Source organism: Aequorivita echinoideorum, from assembly GCF_018476645.1.
GTDB classification, from domain to species: Bacteria; Bacteroidota; Bacteroidia; order Flavobacteriales; family Flavobacteriaceae; genus Aequorivita; species Aequorivita echinoideorum.
Genome location: NZ_JAHCTB010000001.1, coordinates 333,289 through 360,236 on the forward strand (window position 1 = coordinate 333,289; position 26,948 = coordinate 360,236).

Annotated in this window: 28 protein-coding genes; 11 read left to right on the forward strand and 17 right to left on the reverse strand. The window is 39.5% G+C overall.

Annotation, left to right across the window (positions count from 1 at the left end; translation table 11 throughout):
* Positions 1-4: 4 nt before the first annotated feature.
* The 3 genes from KIV10_RS01590 to KIV10_RS01600 form a co-directional block, all read right to left on the reverse strand.
* A complete protein-coding gene (locus KIV10_RS01590; RefSeq protein WP_214111733.1) occupies positions 5-427 on the reverse strand; it encodes a DUF4296 domain-containing protein in 423 nt (140 codons plus the stop codon).
* Positions 427-1,767, reverse strand: coding sequence for a dihydroorotase (locus tag KIV10_RS01595; protein ID WP_214111734.1), 1,341 nt, complete (start codon positions 1,765-1,767; stop codon positions 427-429). Before KIV10_RS01595 ends, KIV10_RS01590 begins: the two co-directional genes overlap by 1 nt.
* A 61-nt stretch (positions 1,768-1,828) precedes the next feature.
* Positions 1,829-2,578, reverse strand: coding sequence for a polyprenol monophosphomannose synthase (locus tag KIV10_RS01600; RefSeq protein ID WP_214112135.1), 750 nt, complete (start codon positions 2,576-2,578; stop codon positions 1,829-1,831).
* Positions 2,579-2,652: 74 nt separating this feature from the next.
* Between KIV10_RS01600 and KIV10_RS01605 the strand changes: the two genes are divergently transcribed.
* Together KIV10_RS01605 and KIV10_RS01610 are read left to right on the forward strand one after the other, a co-directional pair.
* The gene (locus KIV10_RS01605; protein WP_214111735.1) at positions 2,653-3,348 is read left to right on the forward strand and encodes a DUF4271 domain-containing protein; all 696 of its coding nucleotides are present in this window, start codon (positions 2,653-2,655) and stop codon (positions 3,346-3,348) included.
* A 33-nt stretch (positions 3,349-3,381) separates the two neighbouring features.
* A complete protein-coding gene (locus tag KIV10_RS01610) occupies positions 3,382-4,131 on the forward strand; it encodes a uroporphyrinogen-III synthase (RefSeq protein WP_214111736.1) in 750 nt (249 codons plus the stop codon).
* Positions 4,132-4,199: 68 nt separating this feature from the next.
* Here KIV10_RS01610 and pckA read toward each other — a convergent pair whose 3' ends face one another.
* Positions 4,200-5,798: a phosphoenolpyruvate carboxykinase (ATP) gene (gene pckA / locus KIV10_RS01615; RefSeq protein ID WP_214111737.1), complete on the reverse strand. Its 1,599-nt coding sequence runs from the start codon at positions 5,796-5,798 to the stop codon at positions 4,200-4,202.
* A 69-nt stretch (positions 5,799-5,867) separates the two neighbouring features.
* Entirely contained in the window at positions 5,868-6,266 is a 399-nt protein-coding gene (locus tag KIV10_RS01620) for a DUF423 domain-containing protein (RefSeq protein ID WP_214111738.1), read from the reverse strand.
* A 70-nt stretch (positions 6,267-6,336) separates the two neighbouring features.
* On the opposite strand from KIV10_RS01620, the gene KIV10_RS01625 reads away from it, so the two are divergent.
* The gene (locus KIV10_RS01625) at positions 6,337-7,704 is read left to right on the forward strand and encodes a saccharopine dehydrogenase family protein (protein WP_214111739.1); all 1,368 of its coding nucleotides are present in this window, start codon (positions 6,337-6,339) and stop codon (positions 7,702-7,704) included.
* A 122-nt stretch (positions 7,705-7,826) separates the two neighbouring features.
* On the opposite strand, the gene KIV10_RS01630 is transcribed toward KIV10_RS01625, so the two are convergent.
* From KIV10_RS01630 to KIV10_RS01640, 3 genes are all read right to left on the reverse strand, one after another.
* Positions 7,827-8,516, reverse strand: a complete 690-nt coding sequence (locus tag KIV10_RS01630; protein WP_214111740.1) for a zinc metallopeptidase — start codon at positions 8,514-8,516, stop codon at positions 7,827-7,829.
* Between the two features lie 118 nt (positions 8,517-8,634).
* On the reverse strand, positions 8,635-11,787 hold the full coding sequence (locus KIV10_RS01635) for a leucine--tRNA ligase (RefSeq protein ID WP_214111741.1): 3,153 nt from the start codon (positions 11,785-11,787) through the stop codon (positions 8,635-8,637).
* An 89-nt stretch (positions 11,788-11,876) separates the two neighbouring features.
* Positions 11,877-12,665, reverse strand: a complete 789-nt coding sequence (locus KIV10_RS01640; protein WP_214111742.1) for a UbiA family prenyltransferase — start codon at positions 12,663-12,665, stop codon at positions 11,877-11,879.
* Positions 12,666-12,869: 204 nt separating this feature from the next.
* Here KIV10_RS01640 and KIV10_RS01645 point away from each other — a divergent pair, with 204 nt between their 5' ends.
* The 5 genes from KIV10_RS01645 (at position 12,870) to KIV10_RS01665 (ending at position 16,336) form a co-directional block, all read left to right on the forward strand.
* Complete coding sequence (locus KIV10_RS01645) at positions 12,870-13,748, forward strand: cell division protein FtsX (RefSeq protein ID WP_214111743.1); 879 nt, start codon at positions 12,870-12,872, stop codon at positions 13,746-13,748.
* Positions 13,749-13,795: 47 nt separating this feature from the next.
* Positions 13,796-14,059: a DUF3098 domain-containing protein gene (locus KIV10_RS01650; RefSeq protein WP_214111744.1), complete on the forward strand. Its 264-nt coding sequence runs from the start codon at positions 13,796-13,798 to the stop codon at positions 14,057-14,059.
* Positions 14,059-14,853, forward strand: a complete 795-nt coding sequence (locus tag KIV10_RS01655) for an undecaprenyl-diphosphate phosphatase (RefSeq protein ID WP_214111745.1) — start codon at positions 14,059-14,061, stop codon at positions 14,851-14,853. The genes KIV10_RS01650 and KIV10_RS01655 overlap by 1 nt, the downstream gene beginning before the upstream one ends.
* Positions 14,853-15,542, forward strand: coding sequence for a tRNA pseudouridine(55) synthase TruB (gene truB, locus KIV10_RS01660; protein WP_214111746.1), 690 nt, complete (start codon positions 14,853-14,855; stop codon positions 15,540-15,542). Before KIV10_RS01655 ends, truB begins: the two co-directional genes overlap by 1 nt.
* 71 nt (positions 15,543-15,613) lie before the next feature.
* Entirely contained in the window at positions 15,614-16,336 is a 723-nt protein-coding gene (locus KIV10_RS01665) for an energy transducer TonB (protein WP_214111747.1), read from the forward strand.
* Positions 16,337-16,341: 5 nt separating this feature from the next.
* Here KIV10_RS01665 and KIV10_RS01670 read toward each other — a convergent pair whose 3' ends face one another.
* The 6 genes from KIV10_RS01670 to KIV10_RS01695 form a co-directional block, all read right to left on the reverse strand.
* Positions 16,342-16,692, reverse strand: a complete 351-nt coding sequence (locus KIV10_RS01670; protein WP_214111748.1) for a hypothetical protein — start codon at positions 16,690-16,692, stop codon at positions 16,342-16,344.
* Between the two features lie 217 nt (positions 16,693-16,909).
* Positions 16,910-17,245, reverse strand: a complete 336-nt coding sequence (locus KIV10_RS01675; protein ID WP_214111749.1) for a hypothetical protein — start codon at positions 17,243-17,245, stop codon at positions 16,910-16,912.
* Positions 17,246-17,377: 132 nt separating this feature from the next.
* A complete protein-coding gene (locus tag KIV10_RS01680) occupies positions 17,378-19,117 on the reverse strand; it encodes an agmatine deiminase family protein (protein ID WP_214111750.1) in 1,740 nt (579 codons plus the stop codon).
* A gap of 72 nt (positions 19,118-19,189) precedes the next feature.
* On the reverse strand, positions 19,190-19,864 hold the full coding sequence (gene aat, locus KIV10_RS01685; RefSeq protein WP_214111751.1) for a leucyl/phenylalanyl-tRNA--protein transferase: 675 nt from the start codon (positions 19,862-19,864) through the stop codon (positions 19,190-19,192).
* A 108-nt stretch (positions 19,865-19,972) separates the two neighbouring features.
* Positions 19,973-20,353 (reverse strand): DUF3127 domain-containing protein, encoded by a 381-nt coding sequence (locus KIV10_RS01690; protein WP_214111752.1) that lies wholly within the window; start codon positions 20,351-20,353, stop codon positions 19,973-19,975.
* 51 nt (positions 20,354-20,404) lie between these two features.
* The gene (locus KIV10_RS01695; RefSeq protein ID WP_214112136.1) at positions 20,405-21,280 is read right to left on the reverse strand and encodes a flavin reductase family protein; all 876 of its coding nucleotides are present in this window, start codon (positions 21,278-21,280) and stop codon (positions 20,405-20,407) included.
* 102 nt (positions 21,281-21,382) lie between these two features.
* On the opposite strand from KIV10_RS01695, the gene KIV10_RS01700 reads away from it, so the two are divergent.
* Entirely contained in the window at positions 21,383-22,537 is a 1,155-nt protein-coding gene (locus KIV10_RS01700; RefSeq protein WP_214111753.1) for a sensor histidine kinase, read from the forward strand.
* Between the two features lie 2 nt (positions 22,538-22,539).
* Positions 22,540-22,878, forward strand: a complete 339-nt coding sequence (locus KIV10_RS01705) for a hypothetical protein (RefSeq protein ID WP_214111754.1) — start codon at positions 22,540-22,542, stop codon at positions 22,876-22,878.
* A 3-nt stretch (positions 22,879-22,881) separates the two neighbouring features.
* Here the strand turns inward: KIV10_RS01705 and KIV10_RS01710 are convergent, their stop codons facing one another.
* Both KIV10_RS01710 and greA read right to left on the reverse strand, forming a co-directional pair.
* On the reverse strand, positions 22,882-23,277 hold the full coding sequence (locus KIV10_RS01710) for an HIT family protein (RefSeq protein ID WP_214111755.1): 396 nt from the start codon (positions 23,275-23,277) through the stop codon (positions 22,882-22,884).
* 3 nt (positions 23,278-23,280) lie between these two features.
* Positions 23,281-23,757 (reverse strand): transcription elongation factor GreA, encoded by a 477-nt coding sequence (greA, locus tag KIV10_RS01715; protein WP_214111756.1) that lies wholly within the window; start codon positions 23,755-23,757, stop codon positions 23,281-23,283.
* 213 nt (positions 23,758-23,970) lie between these two features.
* On the opposite strand from greA, the gene KIV10_RS01720 reads away from it, so the two are divergent.
* Positions 23,971-24,405, forward strand: a complete 435-nt coding sequence (locus KIV10_RS01720; protein WP_214111757.1) for a hypothetical protein — start codon at positions 23,971-23,973, stop codon at positions 24,403-24,405.
* A gap of 68 nt (positions 24,406-24,473) precedes the next feature.
* Here the strand turns inward: KIV10_RS01720 and KIV10_RS01725 are convergent, their stop codons facing one another.
* Positions 24,474-26,663 carry a TonB-dependent receptor gene (locus tag KIV10_RS01725; RefSeq protein WP_214111758.1) on the reverse strand — a complete coding sequence of 730 codons (2,190 nt, stop codon included), beginning with the start codon at positions 26,661-26,663 and terminating at the stop codon, positions 24,474-24,476.
* Positions 26,664-26,948: the final 285 nt, after the last annotated feature.

Consider the following 26,948-nt stretch of genomic DNA (forward strand, 5'->3'; position numbering starts at 1 on the left):
CAAATTAAATTAGACTGTCTTTTATGGGTTCTGTAGGTTCAACCTTCGGTGAAACATTATTGATGCTATCCTTAATGCGCTGAATTTTTTGAAGGCTGTCCAGGTTTTTCACCATCCCCTCAAAACGCGCTTGCACTTCGCGGAAAATTTCAAGATATGTATTCATGTCTGCCGCGTAATACGCGTTGCTTTGGGCAAATTGCAAACTATCAATATCATATTTTTGATACACCAAAGAATCGAGTTTTATCCCATTCCTCACTATTTCTCTATTGTCCACACTTCTGGCGGCATTGGCAAGATAGGCTTCAGAAATCACATCCACCATCTTCTCTTTTGGAATTAAATTTTCAGGCTTTTCAGGACGTTTTACATCTTGGCAAGCCGAAACAAAAATTACGAAAATGGCGACTATATAAAATTTCATTATCTATTGAAGGTTAATCTTTCGGCATTGCTTTTATTCGGAAATTTTGAGTTTTCATAGACAACCGTGCCGTTTACCAAGGTGTGCGTGACGCGTGATTTGAAAATGGTTCCCTCAAATGGGGACCAGCCACACTTGTATAGTAAATTTTCCTTTTTTACCGTCCACGGAGAATTGAGATCCACCAAAACCAAATCTGCCTTATAACCTTTTCTTATAAAACCGCGTTCCTTTATTTGGAATAAAATGGCGGGATTGTGTGCCGTTTTTTCCACAATTTTTTCCAAGGAAATCTTTCCTTTATGATACATTTCAAGTAACGCGACCAGCGCATGCTGGACCAGTGGACCCCCGGAAGGTGCATTCAAATAATTATTGTTTTTTTCCTCGAGCGTGTGGGGCGCGTGATCCGTAGCAATAACATCGATTCGGTCATCGAGCAGCGCTTTTAAAAGTCCATCCTTGTCCTTTTGCGTTTTAACCGCGGGGTTCCATTTAATTTTTGTGCCCTTGGTTTTGTAATCTTCTTCGGTAAACCAAAGGTGATGGATACAGACTTCAGCAGTTATTTTTTTCTCCGAAAGCGGTTTTTTATTGCTGAAAAGATGGGTTTCCTTTTCGGTGGAAAGATGAAATACGTGCAAGCGAGCCCCTGTTTTTTCAGCTAATTTAATAGCATTTGAAGATGAAATATAGCACGCCTCCTCACTCCTTATCTTGGGATGGAGTTCCACCGGAATATTTTCACCATATTTTTCTTTATATTTTTCAAGATTCGCTTTTATGGTTGCCTCGTCTTCGCAATGGGCAGAAATAAGCAATTTCGTTTTACTGAAAATTTCTTCCAAAATTTTCGGGTTATCAACCAACATATTTCCTGTGGAAGAGCCCAAAAAAAGCTTTAAACCAGCCACTTTTTGCGGATCTACTTTTAAAATTTCATCCAGATTATCATTTGTGCCACCAAACATAAATGAATAATTGGCCCACGAGGTTTTTGAAGCAATATCAAATTTTTCCTCAAGCAGCTCAATAGTTGTGGCCTGTGGGACGGTATTCGGCATTTCAATGAATGAAGTAATGCCGCCAGCCACCGCAGCTTTTGATTCGGTTTCAATGGTGGCCTTGTGCGTTAAACCCGGTTCCCGAAAATGGACTTGATCATCTATCATTCCGGGCAAGAGATAACTTCCATCTGCATCGATAACCTTTGTGTCTGAGGATTTTGCGCTTATGGTTTCAGAAATTTCCGCGATGCGGCCATCCTGCACGAGCACGTCGCCATTAAATATTTCACCTTCATTTACAATATTTGCGTTTTTTATTAAAACTGCTCTCATCAATCAATTCTTATTTTTCTTCGTTTATGGCGTGAACCCACTCTATTTTTTCCAATTGGAATTAGTTGAATGAAGTTTTTTCAAATTTTCTTCTTCCAAACACACTTTTAAATTTCATTTTAATAACGCCAAAAATGGCTTCGGAAATAATACCGGAGCTCATTTTTGATTCCCCTTTTGTGCGGTCCGTGAATATTACTGGGATTTCTTTTATTTTAAATTTTTTCAGAAATGCCTTAAATTTCATTTCAATCTGAAAGGCATAGCCCACAAAACGGATGTTGTCCAGATTTATTTTTTCAAGCACCTCTCTTTTATAGCAAACAAATCCGGCAGTGGTGTCATAAATATCCATTCCCGTAATAAAGCGCACATATTTTGAAGCGCCCCAAGACATTAAAACCCTATCCATAGGCCAATTGACCACATTTACCCCGCGTACGTAACGGCTGCCGATAGCCATATCAAAACCATCTTTATAACATGCATTATACAGACGGATAAGATCATTGGGGTTATGCGAAAAATCTGCATCCATTTCAAAAATGAATTTGTATCCACGGTGCAATGCCCATTTAAATCCCGCTATATAGGCAGTGCCAAGACCTGTTTTCTTCTTTCTTTTTAAAAGATGCAATCTATCCGGATACGTGAGCATGAGCTCTTCCACTATTTGGCCGGTGCCGTCCGGCGAATTGTCATCCACTACCAAAACCTCAAAGTCGCGCTGCAATGAAAATACCGTCCGCAGAAGGCGCTTTATGTTATCAGCTTCATTGTAAGTGGGTATTACAACCACGGCATTGGGCATACTGCAAATTTTGGGCAAATGTACCGTTTTTTTAAAGAAATAGTAACCCGTAAAATCCAATTGGCAACAGGGCTGTGAAATTTATTTTCAATTACCTTTGCTCAAAAAAATTGGCGGTGCAATTTGTTGAAAGATTTCAAGATTCCACGGACTGGGCTACGCTTATGCTCGTTTCCTGTCTATTTTTATTTGCGGCCGCCAAATATTTCTATCCCAGAAGATTTGATGAGTTTGTTATGCTTTTGATAACCAACAAATATTTTTTGGTCCACGGGAAAAATGACGAAATAAACCATCCCTTCAATATTTTACTTTTTATAAGCCAAGTGATTTCGGTCTCACTATTCTTTTATTTGGTATTGAAAGCTGTGGCACCGGAAGAAACCGCTGGAAATCCTTGGTTATTCGTACAAATCTGCACAGCCTACACCGTATTTGTACTTGCCAAATTTTCAATTGAAAAAATAATTGGCAACGTGTTCTCTATTGACCCATTGATCAACCAATATTTATATCAAAAACTGAGCTACCGGAATTTTTTGGCAATTTTTTTATTTATTGGCAACTTATTTTTTCTGTACGTTTTGCCACAAACGGTTATAGGACTATCCATTTTTATCGCAATTGTGTTAGTGTTTAACGCTATTGCATTGTTTTACAGTTATAAGAATTACGGAAACATGATCCTCGGTAATTTCTTCTATTTTATTTTGTATCTTTGCGCACTTGAAATTTCACCCTATATTATTCTCTATAAAAGCTTTGTTTGATAGAGAATTGTATTTAAAAAAATTCAAAATTGTATGAAAGTGAAAACTATTTTGGTCTCTCAACCTGAACCTAAAATTGAAAATTCTCCTTATTTCGATCTTATCGAAAAACAAAAGGTAAAAATAGATTTCCGCCCTTTCATACACGTTGAGGGCGTTTCCAGCAAGGATGTGAGAGCCCAGAAAGTTGATCTTTCAAAATATTCAGCAATAATACTTACCAGTAGAAATTCCGTGGATCATTATTTCAGAATTGCTGAAGAATTACGTTTTAAGGTTCCGGATAGTATGAAGTATTTTTGCCTAAGCGAGGCGGTGGCTTTCTATCTTCAAAAATATGTAGTTTACAGAAAACGAAAGATTTACGTTGGAAAGCGAACCTTCAGCGAACTTTCCCCACTTATTAAAAAATATAAAAACGAAAAGTTTTTGCTTCCATCTTCAGATAAATTGAAACCAGAGGTTCCAGAGGTTTTGAATGAACTGAAAGTTGATTGGAAAGAGGCAACATTCTACAGAACGGTGATTAGTGATCTATCTGATTTACGTGATGTTTATTACGATATTCTTGTGTTTTTCAGCCCAAGCGGGATTGAATCCCTATTTGAAAATTTTCCGGATTTTGACCAAAAGGACACGCGTATCGCGGTTTTTGGAAACACTACCGTAAAGGCCGCAACCGAAAAGGGACTGCGTGTGGACATACAGGCACCCACACCCGAAACGCCTTCCATGACCATGGCTCTGGAAAAATATATTAAAGAAGTCAATAATAAGAAATAGAACTGAATTATTAGTTACAAAAAAGGCTTGCCAATTGGCAAGCCTTTTTTTATTCGTAAAACTATAATTTAAGCCAAAGGCGCACCGCTCAAAATCTCATCATTTGCATAGGATTCAAACTTGGCGAAATTTTCCTTGAATGAATTTGCCAATTCCTTCGCCTGAATATCATAAGCCTTTTTGTTCTTCCATGTTTCCTTTGGGTTCAATATTTCCGAAGGGACATTGGGGCAGGTTTTTGGCATCATCAAATTGAAAATAGGGTGTTTTTCAAACTCAACGTTTTGCAATTCGCCATTGAGCGCTGCAGCAATCATAGCACGGGTGAATTTCAATTTCATTCTATTACCAACGCCGTAGGGACCGCCCGTCCAACCAGTATTTACCAGCCAAACATTCACTCCGGAAGCCTTCATTTTATCACTAAGCATTTCGGCATATTCGGTGGGGTGAAGTGGCATAAACGGCGCCCCAAAACACGCTGAAAAATTGGGGGTGGGTTCATTGATTCCATCTTCGGTACCCGCAACTTTCGCAGTGTAGCCACTTATAAAGTGATAAGCAGCCTGTCCCGGAGTAAGTTTTGAAATGGGAGGCAATACGCCAAAAGCATCTGCGGTAAGAAAGAAAATATTTTTTGGATTTTTACCTATAGATGGTTTTTGGATATTTTTAATGTGGTAGATTGGGTAACTTACGCGAGTATTCTGCGTGACGGAAGTATCTGTAAAATCAACTTCGCCATTTTCATCCATCACTACATTTTCAAGAATGGCTCCCGGTTTTATAGCGTTAAAAATATCGGGTTCCTGCTCTTCGGTAAGATTGATAACTTTAGCATAACAACCGCCTTCAAAATTAAATATGGTATTTTCTGCTGTCCAGCCGTGCTCATCATCACCTATAAGTTTACGTTCCGGATCTGCGGAAAGCGTAGTTTTCCCGGTTCCCGAAAGACCGAAAAAGATTGCGGTCTCGCCATCTTCGCCAACGTTTGCCGAACAGTGCATAGGCATCGTATTCTTATAAACGGGTAAAATAAAATTTAACGCCGAAAAAATTCCTTTTTTGATTTCCCCGGTATAACCAGTACCGCCGATTAGTGCTATTTTTTTAGTGAAATTTAAAATTGCGAAATTATGCTGGCGTGTGCCATCCACTTCAGGATCTGCTTTAAATCCTGGGGCATTTACTACAAGCCATTCTGGATCAAAGGACTTCAATTCCTCTTCGTTGGGGCGAAGAAACATGTTATAGGCAAACATATTGCTCCACGGCATTTCCGTAATTACACGTATGTTCAATCTGTAATTTTCATCAGCGCAAGCGTAACTATCACGCACATAAATTTCTTTTTCAGAAAGATAATTTGTCACCTTTTCATATAAAGAATCAAACATATCTGTAGGAAATGGAATGTTTATATTTCCCCACCACACTTTGTCACGGGTAACATCATCCTTTACTATAAATCTATCTTTTGGAGAGCGTCCGGTAAACTCACCCGTGTTAATGGCGAGAGCTCCTGTGTTTGCTTCTGTTCCTTGTCCTTTTGAAAGTGTTTCTTGGTGAAGTTCTTCTGAAGAAAGTTGATAATTTACTTTGGCATTCTTGATTCCGTATTTATCAAGCGAAATCGTTTTCGTAGCTTGGGTTTTATCGACCATAACTTGGTTTTAATTTGTAGGCTACAAAAATAGGAAATCTTATACGGACTTTTTAAATTAAAGATGCATTTATACGGACTTTAACGTAAAGATTCCGTAACCTAGCCGTAACCATCCCACGATAAATAACAGTCCGCCGATGGGTGTTACGAAACCTATTTTTGTGGCATCAAAAGGTAAAATACTGTTCAAGGAAAGCAAATATATGGATCCCGAAAAAAGCAGAATACCGAATATAAATAACCAGAACACACTTCTTTTTAAGCCTGATGGAAGGTTCCCCAAAAAGCTGAGAAAGAGCAAAACTATAATATGGTACATCTGGTAGCGCACTCCCGTTTCAAAAGTTGAAATTGCCGCGGCATCAACCAATTTTTTAAGTCCGTGAGCGCCAAAGGCACCAATGGCAATGGTAGCTGCGCCAAGTACAGATGCGGTTACAGCTATTTTTTTATCGTAATTGTTCATTGGCAGAGCGGTATTATTTAGTATTTTCGTGAACAGTTTTATACTTTTCAAATTTACAAAAAACCTCTCGATGCGAAACATTCTAATCATTGGCGCTGGCCGCTCGGCAACGAGCTTGATCCGCTATTTATTGGACAAAAGTGAAGAAGAAGAATTATTTATAACCATTGGCGATATTTCCATACAGGCCGCACAAAAATTTACTACAGGGCACCCGAACGCCCGCGGCATTATGCTGGATGTTTTCAATGATGTGCAACGAAAAAATGCAGTGGAAAACAGCGATTTGGTAATTTCCATGCTTCCGGCGCGCTACCACGTTGAAGTTGCCAAAGACTGTATTGAATTCGGAAAACATATGGTTACCGCTTCCTACATTAGTGACCAAATGCAATCCCTAAATCACAAAGCGCAAGCAAAGGGATTGGTTTTTATGAATGAAATTGGCGTGGATCCCGGCATTGACCATATGAGCGCCATGCAGGTAATTGATAGGATTCGCGCCAAAGGCGGAAAAATGATTCTTTTTGAATCTTTTACAGGCGGGCTAATTGCCCCTGAAAGCGATAATAATCTTTGGAATTACAAATTCACGTGGAATCCCAGAAACGTCGTAGTTGCCGGACAAGGCGGTGCTGCCGAATTTATACAGGAAGGAAAATATAAATACATTCCATACCACCGTCTATTCCGAAGAACGGAATTCATAAATATTGAAGGTTATGGAAAATTTGAAGTCTATGCCAATAGAAATTCATTGAAGTACCAATCCATTTATGGACTTGACAATGTGCTTACTTTGTACCGCGGCACCATTCGCCGCGTAGGCTTCAGTCGTGCCTGGAATATGTTCGTACAATTGGGAATGACGGATGACGGCTACACTATCCCCGATTCAGAAACTATGAGCTATCGCGAATTTGTAAATCTCTTTCTTCCCTATTCTCCTTCAGATACTGTAGAGTTGAAACTGCGCCACGCCCTTCGCATCGAGCAAGATGATTTAATGTGGGATAAGCTGGAGGAATTGGATCTTTTCAATAAAAACAAAGTCATCGGGATTAAAGATGCAACACCCGCCATGGCGCTTCAGAAAATTTTGGAAGACAAATGGACCCTGGCCCCGAAGGACAAGGATATGATTGTTATGTACCACAAATTTGGGTATGAACTTGACGGCAAACAATATCAGATAGACAGCCACATGGCGTTGATTGGTGAAGACCAAACGCATACTGCAATGGCAAAAACCGTTGGGCTTCCCGTAGCCATCGCAGCTCTAAAAATTTTAAATGAAGAAATAACCACCCCGGGCGTTCAATTACCGATAACGAAAGAAGTTTACGAACCAATTTTAAAAGAATTGGAAGAAAACGGAATCATTTTCCACGAAGAAGAAGTAAAATATATGGGATACAACCCGGATAATGTTCATTAAAGAGTATTGAGATATTAGTATTGAGATATGAGAAATAAAAAACCCGCGAATTCGCGGATTTTTCAATTCAAAAATTGACAATCGTCAATCTTATCCCGATAGCTATCGGGACGTTAATCATTTTATCTTCTTCCCAAGAAAATGGAAATGAAATAAAGCAAGGTTGCCAAGGAACCAATTGCCGCAACCACATAAGTTCTCGCTGCCCATTTTAAAGCATCCTTTGCGCCTGCGTGTTCTTGTGGTGTAACCATATTATTGGTCTCTAACCAGACAAGCGCTCTTTTACTCGCATCAAACTCTACTGGAAGCGTAATAAACGCAAAAGCCGTGGTAACTGCAAAAAGTAAGATTCCAACACCAAAAATCCACGTTCCAAAATAGGAGCCGGTGGCAAAAAGGATAAGCCCTGCCATAATAATAAAATTGGAAAGTTTACTGGAAACATTCACGGCGGGCACAATAGTGGAGCGCAATTTTAACCAAGAATAGGCAGTTGCGTGCTGCACGGCGTGTCCACATTCGTGAGCTGCAACTGCCGCCGCAGCAGCGTTTCGTTGCATATAAACAGGCTCACTCAAGTTTACGGTTTTCTTTGTAGGATCGTAATGGTCTGTCAATTTTCCTTCAACCGAAATTACTTTAACATCAGTAATTCCATTGTCTGCCAGCATTTTTTCGGCAATTTCTTTTCCGCTCATTCCATTTTGAAGATGGATTTTGCTGTATTTTTCAAATTTGCTCTTCAGTTTGTGGCTTACGTACCAACTCACCAAAAAGATGATTCCTGCAATTATATAGTATCCAATCATTTTTTTATGCCCGTTAAGATGGGTATTTATTAATTAATAATTCAATTTTGAATAGGTCTCGACTGCGCTCGACCTGACATTTTCGGTGAATAAATTTAAACAAAAAGCGTGCTAAAATTTACCCAACAATATTCACAATTTTTCCGGGAACTATAATCACCTTTTTCGGTTTTCTTCCCTCTAAATACTGGGCTGTTTTCTCGTGTGCCATTACGGCAGACTCAATTTCTTCTTTTGAAATACCTAACGGAAGTTCAAGCGTAAAACGCATTTTACCGTTAAAGGAAATGGGATATTCCTTGCTGCTTTCAACCAAAAATTTCTCTTCAAATTTTGGGAAGGGTGCCGTTGAAATACTTTCGTTGTGCCCAAGTTTCTCCCAAAGTTCCTCCGCAATGTGCGGTGTGTAAGGCGAAATAAGAATTGTCAACGGTTTCAAAACCTCGCGCGAATTGCAGTTTTGCGCAGTAAGTTCATTCACGGCAATCATAAATGACGAAACCGAAGTATTAAAGCTGAAATTCTCAATGTCTTCCTGCACTTTTTTGATGGTTTTGTGCAAAACCTTAAGACTGTCTTTGGAAGCCGAATCCTCCGAGACATAGAATTCCAGCTCCCCTCCTTCGGAAAGGGCGGGGGAGGCCGAATGGTACAATTTCCAAAGTTTTTTTAGGAAACCTTGCACGCCCGTAATCCCGGCGGTGTTCCACGGCTTTGCCTGCTCCAATGGCCCTAGGAACATTTCGTACATCCGCAACGTATCGGCACCATACTGCTCGCAAATATCATCGGGGTTTACCACGTTGTATTTGCTTTTGGACATTTTTTCAACTTCGCGACCTACAATGTATTTCCCATTTATTCCAATGACTTCAGCGTCTTTAAATTCTGAAGATTCATTTTTAAAACTATTTATATCTAGTTCATTCGAACTATTTACAAAAGAAACGTTTGTATGAATTGCTTGAGCGGAATATGAAATGCTAAAATTATTCAAATCAAAATAATGAATATCTTCTTTTGGAATTAAATGTTTAAATGAATTTATCCTTTCTTTCTCAAGATCTTTTTCTGTCAACTTTTTTATTTCATCTTCGCTAAAACCCTTACTTCTTTTCCATTTTTTAAATTCATCAAATTTGAAAAATTGAAGTGGAATTAGAATTTTATCATTTTTTAATTGAATGGTCTTAACTATAAGTTTTCTTGTCTCTCTAGCCCATTCATCTCCCATTTGAGCAAATTTTTTCACATCCGGTATCTCTGAAATTGTAATTTTAGAATTCATTCGATACACAAACGCACTCTCTCCCAAAATCATCCCTTGATTGATCAACTTTTTAAAAGGTTCGTCCACAGGCACCAAACCGCGATCGTGCATAAACTTCACCCAAAAACGGCTATACAATAAATGGCCCGTGGCGTGCTCGCTGCCGCCAATGTATAAATCCACGTTTTTCCAATAGTCCAATGCTTCTTTTGAGGCGAAAACTTCGTCGCGCTTTTCATCTTCCATGTAGCGGAAAAAATACCAACTGCTGCCCGCCCAACCTGGCATAGTGTTCAATTCAAGCCCCCAAACCCCCGAAGGGGGCTTTTCGCCTTCCGGGACCGAAACAACTTCATTTTTGTTTTCGTCCCAATGCCATTTTGTGGCACGGCCCAAAGGCGGTTCGCCCTCTTCGGTGGGCAAGTATTTTTCAACTTCAGGTAAGCGCAACGGCAAACATTCGGTGGGGATTGCGTGCGGCATTCCATCTTTATAATAAATAGGGAACGGCTCACCCCAATAGCGCTGGCGGCTGAAAACGGCATCGCGCAAACGGTAGTTTATTTTTCCCTTGCCTACGCCTTTTTCTTCCAAAGCCGCGATGATTTTTTCGGTCGCTTCGGAATAGTTCAATCCATTTAAGAAATCGGAATTCTTCAAAACAAAGCCTGTTTTTTCCGAAAATGCTTCCGTTTCAATTAGATTTTCGTTCTCATTAATTCCCCCTTCGGGGACAAGGGGGCTGAAAATATTCGGAATCGGCAAATTGAAATGTTTTGCAAAATCATAATCGCGTTGATCGCCGCAGGGAACGCTCATCACCGCTCCGGTTCCGTAGCCCGCGAGAACGTAATCGCCAATCCAAATGGGTAATGGTTCTTTTGTAAATGGATGTTCCGCATACGCGCCCGTGAAAACACCGGTAATACTTTTAACATCGGCCATTCGCTCGCGCTCGCTGCGTTTTGCGGTGGCTTCAATATAGTTTTCAACAGCTTCTTTTTGCTCCGAAGTCGTGATTTTTGAAACCAAATCGTGCTCTGGTGCCAAAACCATAAAGCTAACGCCGAAAATGGTGTCGGGACGTGTAGTAAAAACTGGGATTTTGAATTCTGAATTCTGAATTTTGAATTCTACAGTCGCGCCTTTGGAACGTCCAATCCAGTTGGTCTGCGAATCTTTTAAAGGTTGTGGCCAGTCGATGGTATCGAGACCGTCAAGCAAACGCTGGGCATACGCGGTAATTCGCATACTCCACTGTTTCATTTTTTTGCGGACCACGGGATAGCCACCACGTTCGGAAACGCCGTTTACTATTTCGTCGTTCGCCAAAACGGTGCCTAGCTGTGGGCACCAGTTTACTTCGGTTTCGGCGAGGTATGTCAATCTATATTTTAAAAGAATTTCCTGTTTTTTAATTTCTGAAAAACCAAGCCAGTCCGAAGCGGTAAAATGTTCAACACCTTCATCGGCAACCGCATTTATATGGACATTTCCTTCCGAAGAAAAAATTCCGCGTAATTCTTCTATCGATCGCGCCTTGTCTGCATTTTTATCGTACCAACTTTCAAAAAGCTGGAGGAAAATCCACTGCGTCCATTTGTAATATTCGGGATTGCTGGTGCGCACCTCACGGCTCCAATCGAATGAAAAACCTATTTTGTCAAGCTGTTCTCGATAGCGGGCAATATTTTCCTCGGTTGTCTTCGCGGGATGCTGTCCCGTTTGAATGGCGTATTGCTCCGCCGGAAGTCCGAAAGAATCATATCCTTGCGGATGCAACACGTTGAAACCTTGATGGCGTTTGTAGCGCGCATAAATATCACTGGCAATATACCCCAGCGGATGCCCCACGTGCAAGCCCGCGCCGGAAGGATAAGGGAACATATCCAAAACATAGTATTTTGGTTTTTTGCTTTGGTTCTCAGCCTTAAAGGTTTGGTTTTCGGCCCAAAATTTTTGCCATTTTGCCTCTATTTCGTTGAAGTGATATTTGCCCATGTTTCGCTTTTCTTTTTGAAAAAATTGATTCCCCATTGCGGAAACCGCCGCAAATTTAAGGTTTATTGAAGAAGTAAAACCTGAATGCTTCAAAAATTTGGATGCAGCAGATTGCCCGAATACAGCACCCAAGCCATTGAAATCAATGCCGAAATATTTATGGCGAAACCGAAAATTTTCATCTGTTTCAATGTGTAGGGTTTGTTTTTGAAAAAGATAAAAACATCCAAAACCAACCACAGCGCAAATGCCGCCAGAAATGAAGAAAGTACCCAATCGTTAAACCAAAATTTCAAAATATAAGCTTCAAATAAAAGTAGGAAAAGCATCAGAAATTTTGATTTTTTTCGGCCTATAAATACGGCGGTAGTTTTCTTGCCTACCAATTTATCTGGCTCAATGTCCATAATTTCGCCTGCAATGTGCGCCTGAAATGCAAACAGTGTTAAATAGAGGAATGTTTGCCAGGAAATCATTTCCAAATCATTCAAAAGTATGCTGAAAAGCGCCGTAAAAACATAGCCAACTTGGATTAAAATTTCAAATGGCGGCCGTTCCTTTAACCGAAATGGTTTGTAATTGTAGATAATGTTTATGACCACCATAAAAAGTAGCAGAATGAAAAGTTCCACGCCGCCCACGTATGAAAAATAGGCCAAAAACGGAATCATTACAATGGATATTTGCCACGGCACGTTTGCCAATTCCTTTTTGCTAAGCCGCGCACCGAAAAGATAATTTCCTTTACGCGGATTGAGGGAATCTGCCTTGCCATCGGTAAAATCATTAAGGCCATAAACAAGAAAATTTAACGGAAAAGTGACAAAAAACAGACCGATCCAAAAAAGAGGCTTTTCCCAAAAGTGGGTTGACGGCACAAACGGAACCAAATAAATCCAAATGGTTGCAAACCAAAGTCCCGGGCGGGATATTTTTAATAATTTCAGTAGGCGATTAAAGATAACTACAAAATTTAGAGCGCTTCAAAATTAATCTTATTATAACAAAATGGAAACTTTCGGCGTTGTTTAACACAGGATGCAAAATTACTTGTATTTTTACGCAAAAATTCCGCAGACGCTATGAGTTCCTCATTTGAAAAATACCAAAAACGCAGGTTGATTTCCTCTTATTTTTCCGTGGTTATCAGTATTTCCTTGGTGCTTTTTCTTTTGGGACTTTTGGGGCTTTTGGTATTGAATTCAAAAAAAGTTGCCGATTATTTTAAGGAACAAATTGCCATTACCGTTTTCTTAAAAGATACCGCCAAAGAAGTTGAAATTACTCAACTTAAACAAAGTCTAGCACTAGCAGAATACACCAAAAGTGCCGAATTTGTTTCAAAAGAAGAGGCCGCAAAGGAACACCAAGAAACCCTTGGTGAAAATTTCATTGAATATTTGGGGGAAAATCCGCTTCAAAACAGCATAGACGTGTACATACTTGCCGATTATGTGACACCGCAAAAAATGGAAGAAATTACAACTGAACTGAGAAGCAAGGATTTTGTGGATGATGTAATTTATGACAAGCCACTCATAGCGCAATTGACTGAAAATGTAAAAAGAATCAGTTTTTGGGTGCTTGTTGTAAGCGGAATATTCACATTTATCGCTGTATTGCTCATAAATAGTAGCATTCGGCTTTCCATTTATGCCAAACGATTTACCATTAAAACAATGCAAATGGTAGGGGCCACAAAAAAATTTATCCGCAGGCCTTTTGTTTGGAAAAGCGTTCGCTTGGGGATAATTGGAGCCATTGTGGCAATGGTAGGGATGGGATTGGTTTTGTATTATTTGGACCAAAGTTTTCCGCAATTGCAATTACTGAAAGACCATTTATTGCTTATCGTGCTTTTCGCATTTATTTTTTTGATGGGAATTATAATCACGTGGATAAGCACATTTATAGCCACACAGCGATTCTTAAATCTTAGGACAGACGATTTATACTACTAAAATTGATGTTCTTTATTTGAAAAATAAAACTTGAAAACTTCACAATAATGGGAGAACAAAAAAGAAAAGAAGAAGCCGGAAAAATATTTGTTTTTGAAAGAAAAAATTACAAGTTTATGCTTATAGGCATTGCATTTATTGCACTTGGTTTTATTTTGATGACTGGCGGCGGCAGTGATGATCCCAACGTTTTTAACCCAGAAATTTACAATTGGAGAAGAATACGTTTGGCGCCAGCGCTTGTATTGCTGGGGTTTGCCATTGAAGTATATGCTATATTATTGAAACCGGACAGTAAAAAAGAAAGTTAGTGGATTATTTAGATGCCATTATTCTTGGTATTATTCAAGGTTTTACTGAATTTTTGCCCGTTTCCTCCAGTGGCCATCTTGAAATTGGAAAAGTAATTTTAGGAAATAAGGCAGTACCGGAGGAAAGTTTGCTTTTCACCGTCATTCTTCATTTTGCCACTGCATTAAGTACACTTGTAGTTTTCAGAAAAGATATTATTCAAATAATTGGCGGTATCCTGAAATTTCAATGGAACGAAGAAACACTTTTTGCAGTAAAAATTATGTTATCTATGATTCCAGCAGTAGTCATTGGATTGCTGTTTGAAGAACAATTGGAATCCTTTTTTGGTGGCAGCATTTTTTTTGTTGGGGCCATGCTTATTATTACTGCCATTCTTTTATGGTTGGCAGACAGAGCAAAAAATACCGGAAAACCCGTTACACTGCGGGATTCCGTAATTATTGGTGTTGCTCAGGCAATTGCAATGCTTCCGGGAATTTCACGCAGCGGTGCAACTATTTCAACTTCTGTTTTATTGGGAAATGATAAAACGAAAGCCGCCCGATTTTCATTCTTGATGGTCGTACCATTGATTTTTGGAAAAATCGCGAAAGATGTTTTAAGCGGTGAAATTTCTACCCAGAATACTAATTTTGGGGTAATGGGCATAGGCTTCCTTGCTGCATTTGTCTGCGGGCTCGTGGCCTGCACTTGGATGATTTCTTTAGTGAAAAAAAGCAAATTGCGCTATTTTTCCGTTTATTGCCTTTTCGTAGGAATTATTGCCATAATTTTTAGCATATATTTTTAATGACCGAAGAAGACTTCAAAGAAGGCCAAGTATTGTTGATTGATAAACCACTGGAATGGACATCCTTTCAAGTAGTAAACAAAGTGCGGTGGCTCATTAAAAAATCCTTCGGAATAAAAAAAATTAAAGTGGGCCACGCGGGAACGCTCGATCCACTGGCAACGGGACTTCTGATTATCTGCACGGGAAAATTCACAAAAAAAATTGATACCTATCAAGCTCAGATAAAAGAATATACCGGAACATTTACGCTTGGCGCAACTACGCCCAGCTACGATTTGGAAACTGAAATTGACCAAACTTTTGATATTTCTGAAATAACCTCAAAAAAAATATACGAAGCCACAAAACAATTTATTGGCGAAATACAGCAACAACCGCCCGTTTTTTCAGCATTGAAGAAAGATGGAAAACGGCTGTATGAATTTGCCCGAAGCGGTGAAAAAGTGGATGTACCCAGCAGAAATATCACTATTTCAGAATTCGAGATAACAAATATTGACCTTCCAAAAATCGATTTCCGTGTGGTCTGCAGCAAAGGAACTTACATTCGTTCATTAGCTTACGATTTTGGAAAAGCATTAAACAACGGCGCCCACCTTTCAGCGCTTCGAAGGACGAAAATTGGTGAGTTTAGCGTTGAAAATTCAGACACAATCGAAGGTTTTGAAGAATCGCTTCCGCGTTAAAAAATTTTTAATACCATCTTAATTTTCAGCGTTTTTGTGGATTTTTGCTGAAAAATTCGGTACTTGCAAGGATGAATTTTAATTATTCATATAGATCATTTCTAATAACTTCACTACTTACGGGAAGTTTGGTGCTTTTTCTCTACAGCATCAAATTAAAGGGCGAGATTGAGGAGGAAGAAGAAACCTACAATATGGTGGTTACCGAGGAAGAATTGATTCCAGAGGAAACCCAGATTGCATCACTTACCCCAGAAAAAGTAAAGATTGAAACCAACCGCGCTTATAACGAAGCCGAAAAATTCATTTCAGAAATTGAAAACGAAAACCGTGAGCTTACAGAAGAAACTGAAGGTGCCCAACAAGAAATAAGCGAAAACGAAGAAACGGCAGATGGTGGAAGCGACTATATGGCGGCACTACGAAAGAAAAAACCCAAAGAGCTGAAAAAGAAGGATTTTTCAAATTCTAAAAGTTCCAAAAGCAATACTGCCGTAGTGCGCAGTGGCAATAGAAATACCACCATAAGTTACCAATTGGTAAACCGAAAGGACATTGATTTACCGAACCCCGTTTACACCTGTGATGGATTCGGAAAAGTAGTGATAAGTATAGAGGTCAATGCCAGCGGTAGGGTTGTAAAAAGCTCTTACAGTAAAGGCGCGAGCACAACAACCAATCAGTGTTTGATTGATAGTGCGCTGGAGTATGCCTCACAGGCAAGATTTAATACCGAAGCTGGAAAAACTAGCCAACTTGGCACTATAACCTTCAACTTCCCCGGTCAGAATTAAAGATTTTAATTGAATGCCGTTCTATTTTCGGTCTGCAGATTGTCAGTTGCCGCAATTGCTTTTAAGGTTTGATTGTATTGGTAGTCCAGAGCCGGGTCTGTATTATCTTCTTCTGAAAAAAGTTTTTCAAAAAAGGCCTTCGCCTTTAAAAATTCATTTTTAAAATAATAGGCCGAAGCTAATTTTTTGTAGATAAATGGGGTTCCATAGCCTTCCTTAACCACTTGTTCGTAAACCCGAACAATGTCGATGTCCTTATTTACATCTGTTTTTTTCGATTGTTTTACTTGAGAAAAGCCTACTGCGGAGATGCTTACAAACAAAAGTATTGCAAGCAGATTCTGCCTGTTATTCATGGGGATATGTTATTTGGAGCTACCTTTTGCAGTATTGTGGGATTGCAAAAAGTGGCATGGTTTGTTATTTCAAAAAAACTGAAAAATCTTTCAATTATTGTATCAATTTCAATTTATGTGAAAAAAAATCACCAAGAATTATAGCTTGATTTACCACAATGCAAAATAGACCGAAAGAAAATTTCTCCCGGCCTTCCCAACTATCACGTGCCCTGCCCTATATTTTTACCAAGGCCTTTTCGGTTTTTGTTGCGGCCACGGCTTTTTTTGCCTGTTTGTATCGTCGAGAGTTTTCCTCGGTTAATTGGATACCGTCCTCAAAAAGTTTTTCAAACCAAATTACTGCTTTGTTGTATTCGTTTTTGAAATAGTAGGCGGTGGCCAATTTTTCGTAGATAAATGGAGTACCGTATCCTTCACGGACTACTTGCTCATAGACGCGCGTAACATCAATGTCTTTATTCACATCTGTTTTTGAAGCGGTCTGAGCGTTGGAAATAATTGAAATTCCCGCACATAGCAGGAACCCAAGTAGGTTAGACTTGAATTTCATTTGGGGCTAAAATATTAATAACAGAGGGCTGCGGAAATGTAGGTATGCAGACTTTCTGTTATGGTTAACGCTGTAAAAAAAACAAAAAACCGCAACATAATGCGGTTTTTTGTAAAATTTTCGATTAAATGCCTAAAGCTTAATTACTTTTTTGTGGATTTTTCCGAAGTCACCTTCAAAAGTTATAAGCAAAGTTCCTTTCCAGTTTGGGTTTAGATCCAATGTGATGATGCCGTTGCCACTTTCCACAATTCCATTATAAAGCTGTTGCCCGAGAATGTTTGAAATGTTGACCGAAATTGCTCCTTCAATTCCTTCCATTCTGAAATTGACCTTCCCAAAAGTGGGATTAGGGAAAGCCGAAGAAATATGATTTTGAGCCCATTCTGCTATTGAAAGATTTTCAACCTGAATTGTCCAATAACCTTGCGGAGCCACGATGGGCCTTGCAATACTTTTTCCGGAATTTGCTTCAGCCCAAACGTAATATTCAATATTTGTTGAAGAAATTGGCAAATCTGCTATCCAATTATCTCCGTTTGAAGGCGACATGGCTATTTCATTGTAGGTTGAACTGCCTTCTTCTCTCCAAAATACTTTGGCATTCGCAATTCCTGAAATATGCTTTATCATTGCCTCAATGGTAACTGTGCTACCCGCATTGGCTTCATCAATAGGTTGATGAACAATCCATAGCGGATCCGCTACTCCAATGGTATGCGTAATACAATGGATAGCACCCAATGAAGCAATAAGATTTTCACCGGGATTATCCACATCAATCCCTACAACGTTGTAACCCGGCAGTAATTCCTGCAAATAAGTGAGCGCGGGAGCATCCACCTCGGGTCTATAAGTGGGAACCAAAATTGTATTATTTATAAAAACCGAATTGCTAAATGTTCTGTAGGAACCTCCGGTATCTGGGTAACTTCCCGAAGCACTTGGCGGCGCATCAATCCATTTTATATCGTACGGCGTGCCAAATGGCGACATAAAATTATTGAGCACGTAATCTATATTGGCTTCAATTTGGGGGCCGTCCGCAACACCATCCGGATATCTGCTAACTAAAATGGTTTCTTCATCCAGCAATTTCATGTGCATATCTATGTGATGGATCACGTCATACGGGAGCGCTTCCATTTTTACGTAACGCTGTATGCCCATATAATTTTCCATTATTCCATCTATTTGTGCCTCGGTTTTTGCACTAACACCGTATGGATTTCCGGGTGCATTTTCATCCAAAATTAAATCGGAAGCAAACGCATTTCCCATTCCGTCGCTCATATAATTTCCACCAGTATTCACCAAATCATTGGTGCCAGAATCTGTATTATAAATAGTAATACCAGTAGTGGCGGCGTGTGCCGCTGGCATAACATCATCAAAAGGGCGGGGACGATTGTAAATCCAATCTGTAATGGCACGTTCACCAACATCATTGGAATAAATAGTATTCCCTGCGTAATCCCGAATCCAAATACTATTCCACGGCGCATCCATAAAAATTACATTGGTAAGGTCAACACCGTTTGAAGTTAAATAGGTGCTAACCGTAGCTTCTTGCTGGGTGGTTATAATTACTTTACACTCCTGCACGCCCGCTTGGACTATTTGCCTTAAAATATTCTTGTAATTTGGATCCCAAGTGACTACCAAATACTCCACTTCCTCCCACTCAGCAGCTGCGCGAACAGGCCCGGAGGGCGGCGGGGTCAACCGCTGATTTGTAAACTGAAATTGCGATACAAGTCCTTTTTCTTCTTCGGTGAGATTATTTGGAAGTGATTTTCTTTCTTGTGAAAAAGAAACTGATTGAAAAATTACCGAAAGAATCAGTACTAGTTTGAAGGAATTATTTTTCATTTTAAACTTGATTTTAAAACACGAATATACCGTTTAAGTTCCTTATTTTAAGAACTTCATAAACGGAAATATTTATTCTTCATTTAAAAAATTTAAAAACGCTACTCTGGAAATTTCCTCGGCGCCTAAACTTTCCAAGTGTTCATTGTAAATTTGGCAGTCTATAAGTGTATAATTTTTGTCGAAAAGATTTTCGGCTAAATGATAAAATGCAACTTTTGAAGCATCGCTGACCACGCTGAACATACTTTCTCCGCAAAATATTTTCTTCTCCGGAAGATCAATCCCGTAAAGTCCACCCACCAATTCTTTGTTTTCCCAGACTTCGACGGAAATAGCTTGCCCACAGTTGTGAAGATTGATATAAGCTTCCTGCATTTCATTGGTAATCCAAGTACCCGATTGATTTTTCCGCGGAACGCTTGCACAGTTTCGAATCACTTCAGAAAAGCTTTTATTGAATGTAATTTCGAATTTTTCACTTTTCAAGGTTTTACGAAGACTTTTGGAAACCTTGAATTTTTCGGGAAATAATACCATTCGTGGGTCTGGGCACCACCATAAAATTTCCTGTCCATCTTCAAACCAAGGAAATATCCCAGAATTATAGGCAAGTAATAGCCGCTCTTTTGAAAGGTCTCCACCCACCGCCAGCAAACCCTCGTTTTCATAATAATCCAGCTCTTCATTTTCTGGAAAAGCTTCTTCCGCAGAGGGAAACCACAAGGTTTTATCAAGCAGGAACATATAACTTAAAAGTTGCTATTTTAAATTCAGAAAAAATTCAAAATGGGTTTATATAAAAAAGCCCGAAAAACATTTTATTCTTTCGGGCATTTCATTTTTTTATAAATTTTAAAAAGGAAGATCGTCGTGCTCGTCCTCGTTAAAATCATTGGTAGATTCAAACGCCTCCGCCGGTGGCATTGGTGGCATCTCACCGCTTACACCCTGGCGTTGGGTTAGCGTTTCAACACGCCATCCTTGAATGCTGTTGAAATATTTTTTTTCGCCTTGCGGGTTTATCCACTCGCGGCCGCGAATGTTTATGCTCACTTTTACATCTTGCCCCACATTGAATTTGTTCAATAAATCTGTTTTATCCTGTACAAATTCAATTAGAATATCCTGTGGGTATTGCTCCTCCGTGGTTATTACCAACTCGCGCTTTCTAAAACCGTTGTTTCCGTAGGTTTTAGTTTCATCAATCATTTTAATTTTTCCTTGTAATTCCATCTCTCTATATAATTTTTCTCAGTTTACTTTACTATTGAAGATTGGCCACAATTACGCTTTGTAAAGCAATAATTTCCAAGCTTCGTTTACTTTTCCTTCACATAAAAATTCCTGTGCCCTTCTATGGATTGCCACACTGTTTTTCTGCGAAGCTAAATGTTTCAATTCTTCTGAAGCATTTATAAATGCATCAACTTCTTCCCCACTTGGAAAATTTTCAACGTTGCCGAGCATTCCCAAATCATTCCCGGTTAAAACCGTGCTATTTTTTATCTCTTCGGGCAATGAATCTACCCCGATGCCTAATGTTGTTAAAGGCTTTGGCACTTGAAACAGTCCTTCTTTGGCGCGGCCGTACCAATTGTCCCCCAACCTTGAGACTGTGTCAATTTTATGCGGATCTATGTGTCCATCTTCACCAAAAATGTGCTCCATCATATGGATTTTCACCACTTCACAGATTACCAGATTTCCCGCTCCGCCATTAGCTCCCAACGAAATCACTTCATTCACTTTGCATTCCATTTGTACGGGTGCTTCGGCCACGCGCGGTGGTTTTATTATTTCTGAAGCCATTTCAGTAAAACCCGCTTTTTTGAATTCGTTTACGCCTTTGGCATATTCCGTGGAGGAAAGTGACATTTGCTGAACCATTGCGTAACTCACAATATTTATGACAACTTCTGGCACTTGCAGAATATTTTCGTACGTGTGTTTGGTAGTGTTGTCCCGTCCGCGCCGTGCCGGTGAAAATACCAGAATTGGCGGATTGGCGCTAAAAACATTGAAAAAGCTGAATGGAGAAAGATTTACGTTTCCGTCCTTATCTACGGTGCTGGCAAAAGCAATGGGCCTGGGCGCTACGGAACCTAAAAGATAACCGTGCAATTTTCCTACGGGTATGTCTTGTGGTGAAATTGAGATCATTGCCTGCAAATGTACCCAAAGATTACAGCTTCCAAAAATATGACGGCACAATAATATCAACATATTTGCTTTATATTTAACACTGAAAATCTTTTTTGATTTATGCGAAGCAACCGGGCACTTACCCGCTGGATTTTTATTCTGGCATCCATCTTTATCATTACCCTTATTTTATGGAACACCTATATTTTCTTTATTCAATTAAAGGAAAATGAACGCGCCAAGATGGAAATATGGGCGTCTGCCTACCAAGAACTTCAGCAAAAAAGCATAGCAAACGACCCCACGGTGGGCGAACTCGTTCTTTCCGTAATACAGAGCAACAGCACTACCCCAATGATTCTATATACCATAAAGGAGAAAACGTATACGGAGCGCAATATAGATTCCATCGATGTGAGTACGCTGGAAAAAAAACAAGAACTTATAGCCCAATTTTCTTCGGAATATACACCGATTGAAATTTACAATGATGATGCACTGCTATCTACTATCTATTACGGGAATTCGCCACTCATCAATAAATTGAAATATTATCCTGCATTTTTAATATTGATTATTTTTCTGTTCGTATTGGCCGTTTATCTTTTTTATAGAACTTCAAAATCTGCCGAGCAGAACAAACTTTGGGCAGGGATGGCAAAGGAAACTGCGCATCAAATAGGCACACCGCTTTCATCCTTGGTAGGCTGGACCGAACTATTAAAATCTGAAAATGTAAATCCCGAATATATTAAGGAGATGGAGAAGGATGTGGTACGGCTGGAGATGATTACCGATCGCTTCTCAAAAATTGGTTCCGTGCCCAATCTCGAGCGTAAGGATCTGGTCACAGAAACAAAAAATTCATTTGAATATTTGAAAGCCAGAACTTCAAAAATGGTGAATTTTGAACTGGATGTTCCCGAAAACCCCATCTACGTTGAACTGAACCAACAACTCTTTAGCTGGACCATTGAAAATTTGGTAAAGAATGGAATTGATGCTATGAAAGGTAAAGGAAATATCAAAATTTCAATTTCGCAGAATTCAAAATATGCTTTGGTGCGTGTGCAGGATAGCGGCAAGGGTATTCCGAAATCGCATTTCAAAAAAGTTTTTATGCCGGGATTCACAACGAAAAAACGCGGTTGGGGATTAGGTCTATCCTTGGCAAAACGCATCATTGAAGAATATCACAACGGTAAAATAAGAGTTTTGAAAAGTTCTGCTTCCGAAGGAACAATTATGGAAATTGCCATAAAACCAATAAGTTAACTATGGGCGATTTCCAAAAAACAATACACACTGCAAGGCTGAACAACAACTGCCCAACTTGCTTTGGAAAAGATGGTTTGGAAATAACTTTCAGCCAAAAATTGAAGGAAACTATTTTCTTCGAAAAAGCATCAAGGCAAATTGGGAAATCACTCTACTGCCATACGTGCAAAAACACTATTTATCCAATAAACTGGACAGAAGACATAGAGCGTGTCTATGATTACAATTATAAAATAGCCGAAACAAAAAAGCAGTTTCCCAAAACGAAACCGCTATTTTATGTTTTAATAGTGGTGGCTATTGCCGTAATCGCTGCCGTAATCTATACAGTCATTTAATTTTTAGGAGCCCATTTTTTCTTGGATTGCTTCGGCCAATTTCTCAAATTCCTCTGACGTCATTTTAGTTTTTTTCGTAAACCGAAAATCGTCCATATCGTTCAATGGAATTAAATGCACGTGGACATGAGGCACTTCCAGACCAACAACTGCCATGCCTACCCTTTTACAGGCCACTGTTTTTTCAAGTGCTTTGGCAACTTTTCGTGAAAACTGCATCAATTGAAGGTACATATGCTCACCCATTTCAAAAATTTTATCCACTTCTTCCTTTGGCACGCACAGCGTGTGGCCCTTTGCGTTAGGGTTTATGTCCAAAAAAGCTATGAAGTTATCATCTTCCGCGACTTTATAACTGGGTATTTCGCCTTCAATAATTTTTGTAAAAACTGTCGCCATCCTTTAATCTCTTGATATTTCTAAAATTTCGAATTTTAGCACGCCATTGGGCACTTTTATTTCAGCGACTTCGCCCACTTCTTTGCCCAGCAATCCGTGGCCAATGGGAGAATCTACGGAAATTTTTCCGGCTTTTAAGTCTGCTTCGCTTTGCGCCACCAGCTTATAGCTCATTTCCATCCCATTGTTTTGATTTTTTATTTTCACTAAGGAATGTACCAAAACTTTTTTTAAATCTAGTTGAGATTCATCAATTAGCCTAGCATTGGCAAGTACTTCCTCGAGTTTTGCAATCCGCATTTCCAGCATTCCCTGCGCCTCCTTGGCTGCGTCGTATTCGGCATTTTCACTTAAATCACCTTTATCGCGAGCCTCTGCAATGGCATTTGATGCCTTTGGCCGTTCCACATCTCTCAAATGGTCTACCTCATCCCTTAATTTTTTTAGGCCCTCAGCAGTATAATAGGATACTTTACTCATAACTTCATCGTTTTAATTCTACAGCTATAAATTTTCAACGAGTTGAAAAGTTTATATAAATAAGATTCCCGCCATACTTTATCGTGTGATAGCCGAACGGGCGGGAATAGAAAAATCCCATACGTTGACGGGATTTTCGTTTACCAAATATACTAAAAATTTACTTGTTGCGTATTTTATCGTAATTTCGGCAACAAATATTTCAATTTTATTATGAAAAAAGTTGTGTTTGCAATTCTGGTTATTTTCATAGGGATTTCCTGTTCCAACAATGATGATAGGCCTAACAATAATCCTTTTTTGATAGACCCTCCCGTAAATGCCGTTTTGAATTTGAGCCTGCCGGAATACAATCCCCTTCGTTTTGCAGGCAATTCAGTGGTGATAGATAATGGAATCAATGGCATTGTGGTGTACTGTGTTAATGAAACATTGTACACGGCCTTTGAACTTAGTGACCCAAACCACGAATTGCGTAACTGTTCCAGAATGACGGTTGACGGCGTGATCGCAAGCTGCCCTTGTAGCGATGACGACAATGAATATTTCATTACTTCTGGTCAGCATACTACAGAGCCGGACGTAAAATACCCAATGCAGCCATATCGCGTTGAAAGAAATGGAAATGTAATTACAGTTTCTAATTAATTCATTGTATTGGAAAATTTCGGCTTTGCAAATGCTGCTTCTGCATTTCACAAAGCCGAAATTCGTTTCTAAAACTTCACCGTTGCGCCTACTAAAAAGTTAATGGTTGCTTGCGGATAAAAGCCTGCACCTTCTATAGTTGTTACGGTTCCCGGATTGCTGAAATCATCATCAAAAGTGTAGAAATATCCATTGGATTCATATTCCACATTAAAAATATTGTTCACCAATGTTGAAAACAAAACTTCTTTTACCCAAGGAAGCGTGTTCACCCTGTAAACAATATTCAAATCGTTGATGAAAAAACTGTCAAGTTTTGAAACTTCGCTATCAATATTCCCCATAAATTGCTCGCCCACATATTTTGAAAGCAACCCTACCTGGAAATTGGGAGTAAAGGAATATTCAAGCATATTGCCGGCAACTACAGATGGTGAAAAGGAAATGTTGGTGTTCCCCAAATTTACAAGCGCACCGTCTATTGATGCAATGAAATCAACATTTTTGTTGGTGCTCAATGCAATATTTGGCATCGTTCTCAATTTGGTTAAAAGCTGCACTTCGCCGTCAATTTCGAGACCAAGCCTGTAGCTTTTTCCACTGCTCGTGCGCAAAGCTGCGCCCACATCGTTCAATTCGCCGGAAAGCACCAATTGATCTTTGTAATCCATATAATAAATGTTGGAATTCACCTTCACGTTATCTGAGGCGAAACGCCATCCCATTTCATAATCGTCCAGTTTTTCGGCAGTTGTAATATTCTGTTCGTAATCGTTTCGGGATGGCTCGCGGTGCGCCTTTCCGTATGAAAAATAGAATTGGTTTTTTGGATTGAGCTTGAAAGAAGCCCCCGCTTTTGGATTAAAAAACGAATAATCCTCATCAATGGTTAAATCAATTAAATCTGAAGTTATCCCTGAAATATTATAATTGACAAACCTCCCTTGCAAATCCCCAAAAACGCTCCATTTTTCGTCAATTTTATATGTGGCTTTTGAAAAAACGGTGAATTCAGTCTTCTCGCCATTACCGTCATAATATCTATCCCTAATTTCAGAATTGCTGGCAAACCGCGCCCAGATTACTTCGCCATAATGATCGCCGGTATAATAACTGAAAAACGCACCGGTATTTATGTCCAGTTCATCATCCTTGTAATTCACATTTGCATTTGCTGCGTAAAAATCATTATCCAGCCATCTTCTGCGGATTAAATCTGTTGTATTTATCGTTTCTTCGCCAATGGTGATGGGCTCAAAACCATAAGTTTCAAAATCCTCATCTTCACGGTATTGCTCAAAATAACCGCGCCCGTACGTGTAATTCAACGAAACATTGCTGCTCCAATTATTATTGAACCGCTGGTTCCACAGAAACTGATAGTGATCCTGCGCATAATTATCCACTTCGTTGTCATAAAATTTAATATTCCCGTCTTCATCCGTATACATCCCCACGGAATTATAGGTTCGGTCATTTTCCAGTTTCTCCGGGTCTTCCAACCCGTTCCAAGATTGGTATGTTTCTTCACGACCGCCGAAAATCAGGGTTTTTATCAAGGTGTTTTCATCTACATAGGCGCCTTGAAGAAAATAAGATTTTAAATCTGAAGTTGCCCTGTCAATATACCCATCACTTTGAATGGTTGAAAGTCTTCCAGCAATTTCAAAATGGTCTGAAAGCAAACCTGTACTGAATTTTAAATTGTGCTTGTGCGTATTGAAACTTCCGAAGGAATTGGCAATTTCGCCGTATGCTTCATTTGAAACTGCATCGCTCAATAAATTTAAGCTCGCTCCAAACGCGCCCGAACCGTTCGTGGAAGTGCCTACACCGCGCTGCAATTGAAGACTTTGAACAGAAGATGTAAAATCTGGCAGATTTACCCAAAAACTTCCCTGGCTTTCCGAATCGTTGAATGGAATTCCATTCAGCGTAACGTTTACGCGGGAGGCGTCACTCCCACGAACCCTAATATAAGTATAACCCACGCCTGCCCCTGCGTCGCTTGTGGTAACTACGGATGGCAAATGATTAAGCATATACGGAACATCCTGTCCCAAATTTCGTTTTTCCAAATCCTTCTTATTCAGATTTGAATGCGTAATGGGTGAATCTGCCTCAACGCGAACGGAACGCACTAAAACCTCTTCCAATGCTTCAACCTTCGTGGAATCTTGTGGCCGTGGCAATGTGTCCTGTGCAGAGAGGGAAAATGCGAAGGCACTTAAAAGTGTGGTAATCAATAACTTTTTCATTCGTATAAAAAATTTTTGTACGAATAAAAGGGGCGTTATTCTTTGTTAGTTAAAATGATAAAATAAAAAATCCCTGAAAAATTCACAATTCGTGAATTTGCAGGGGGTTTCCTTTTTTGGGATACACACGGTATCCTTAAAATCCCTTGGCAGCATTACCTGCCCAGGTTCTTCGGGTATAATCTCAGCCCTAAAAGTTAAAAGATAAAAGCTAAAAGTTTACAGATTTTTATTCTGATAACTGTTAACTGAAAACTGTTAACTGAAAAAGCACCCCTTTGAGAT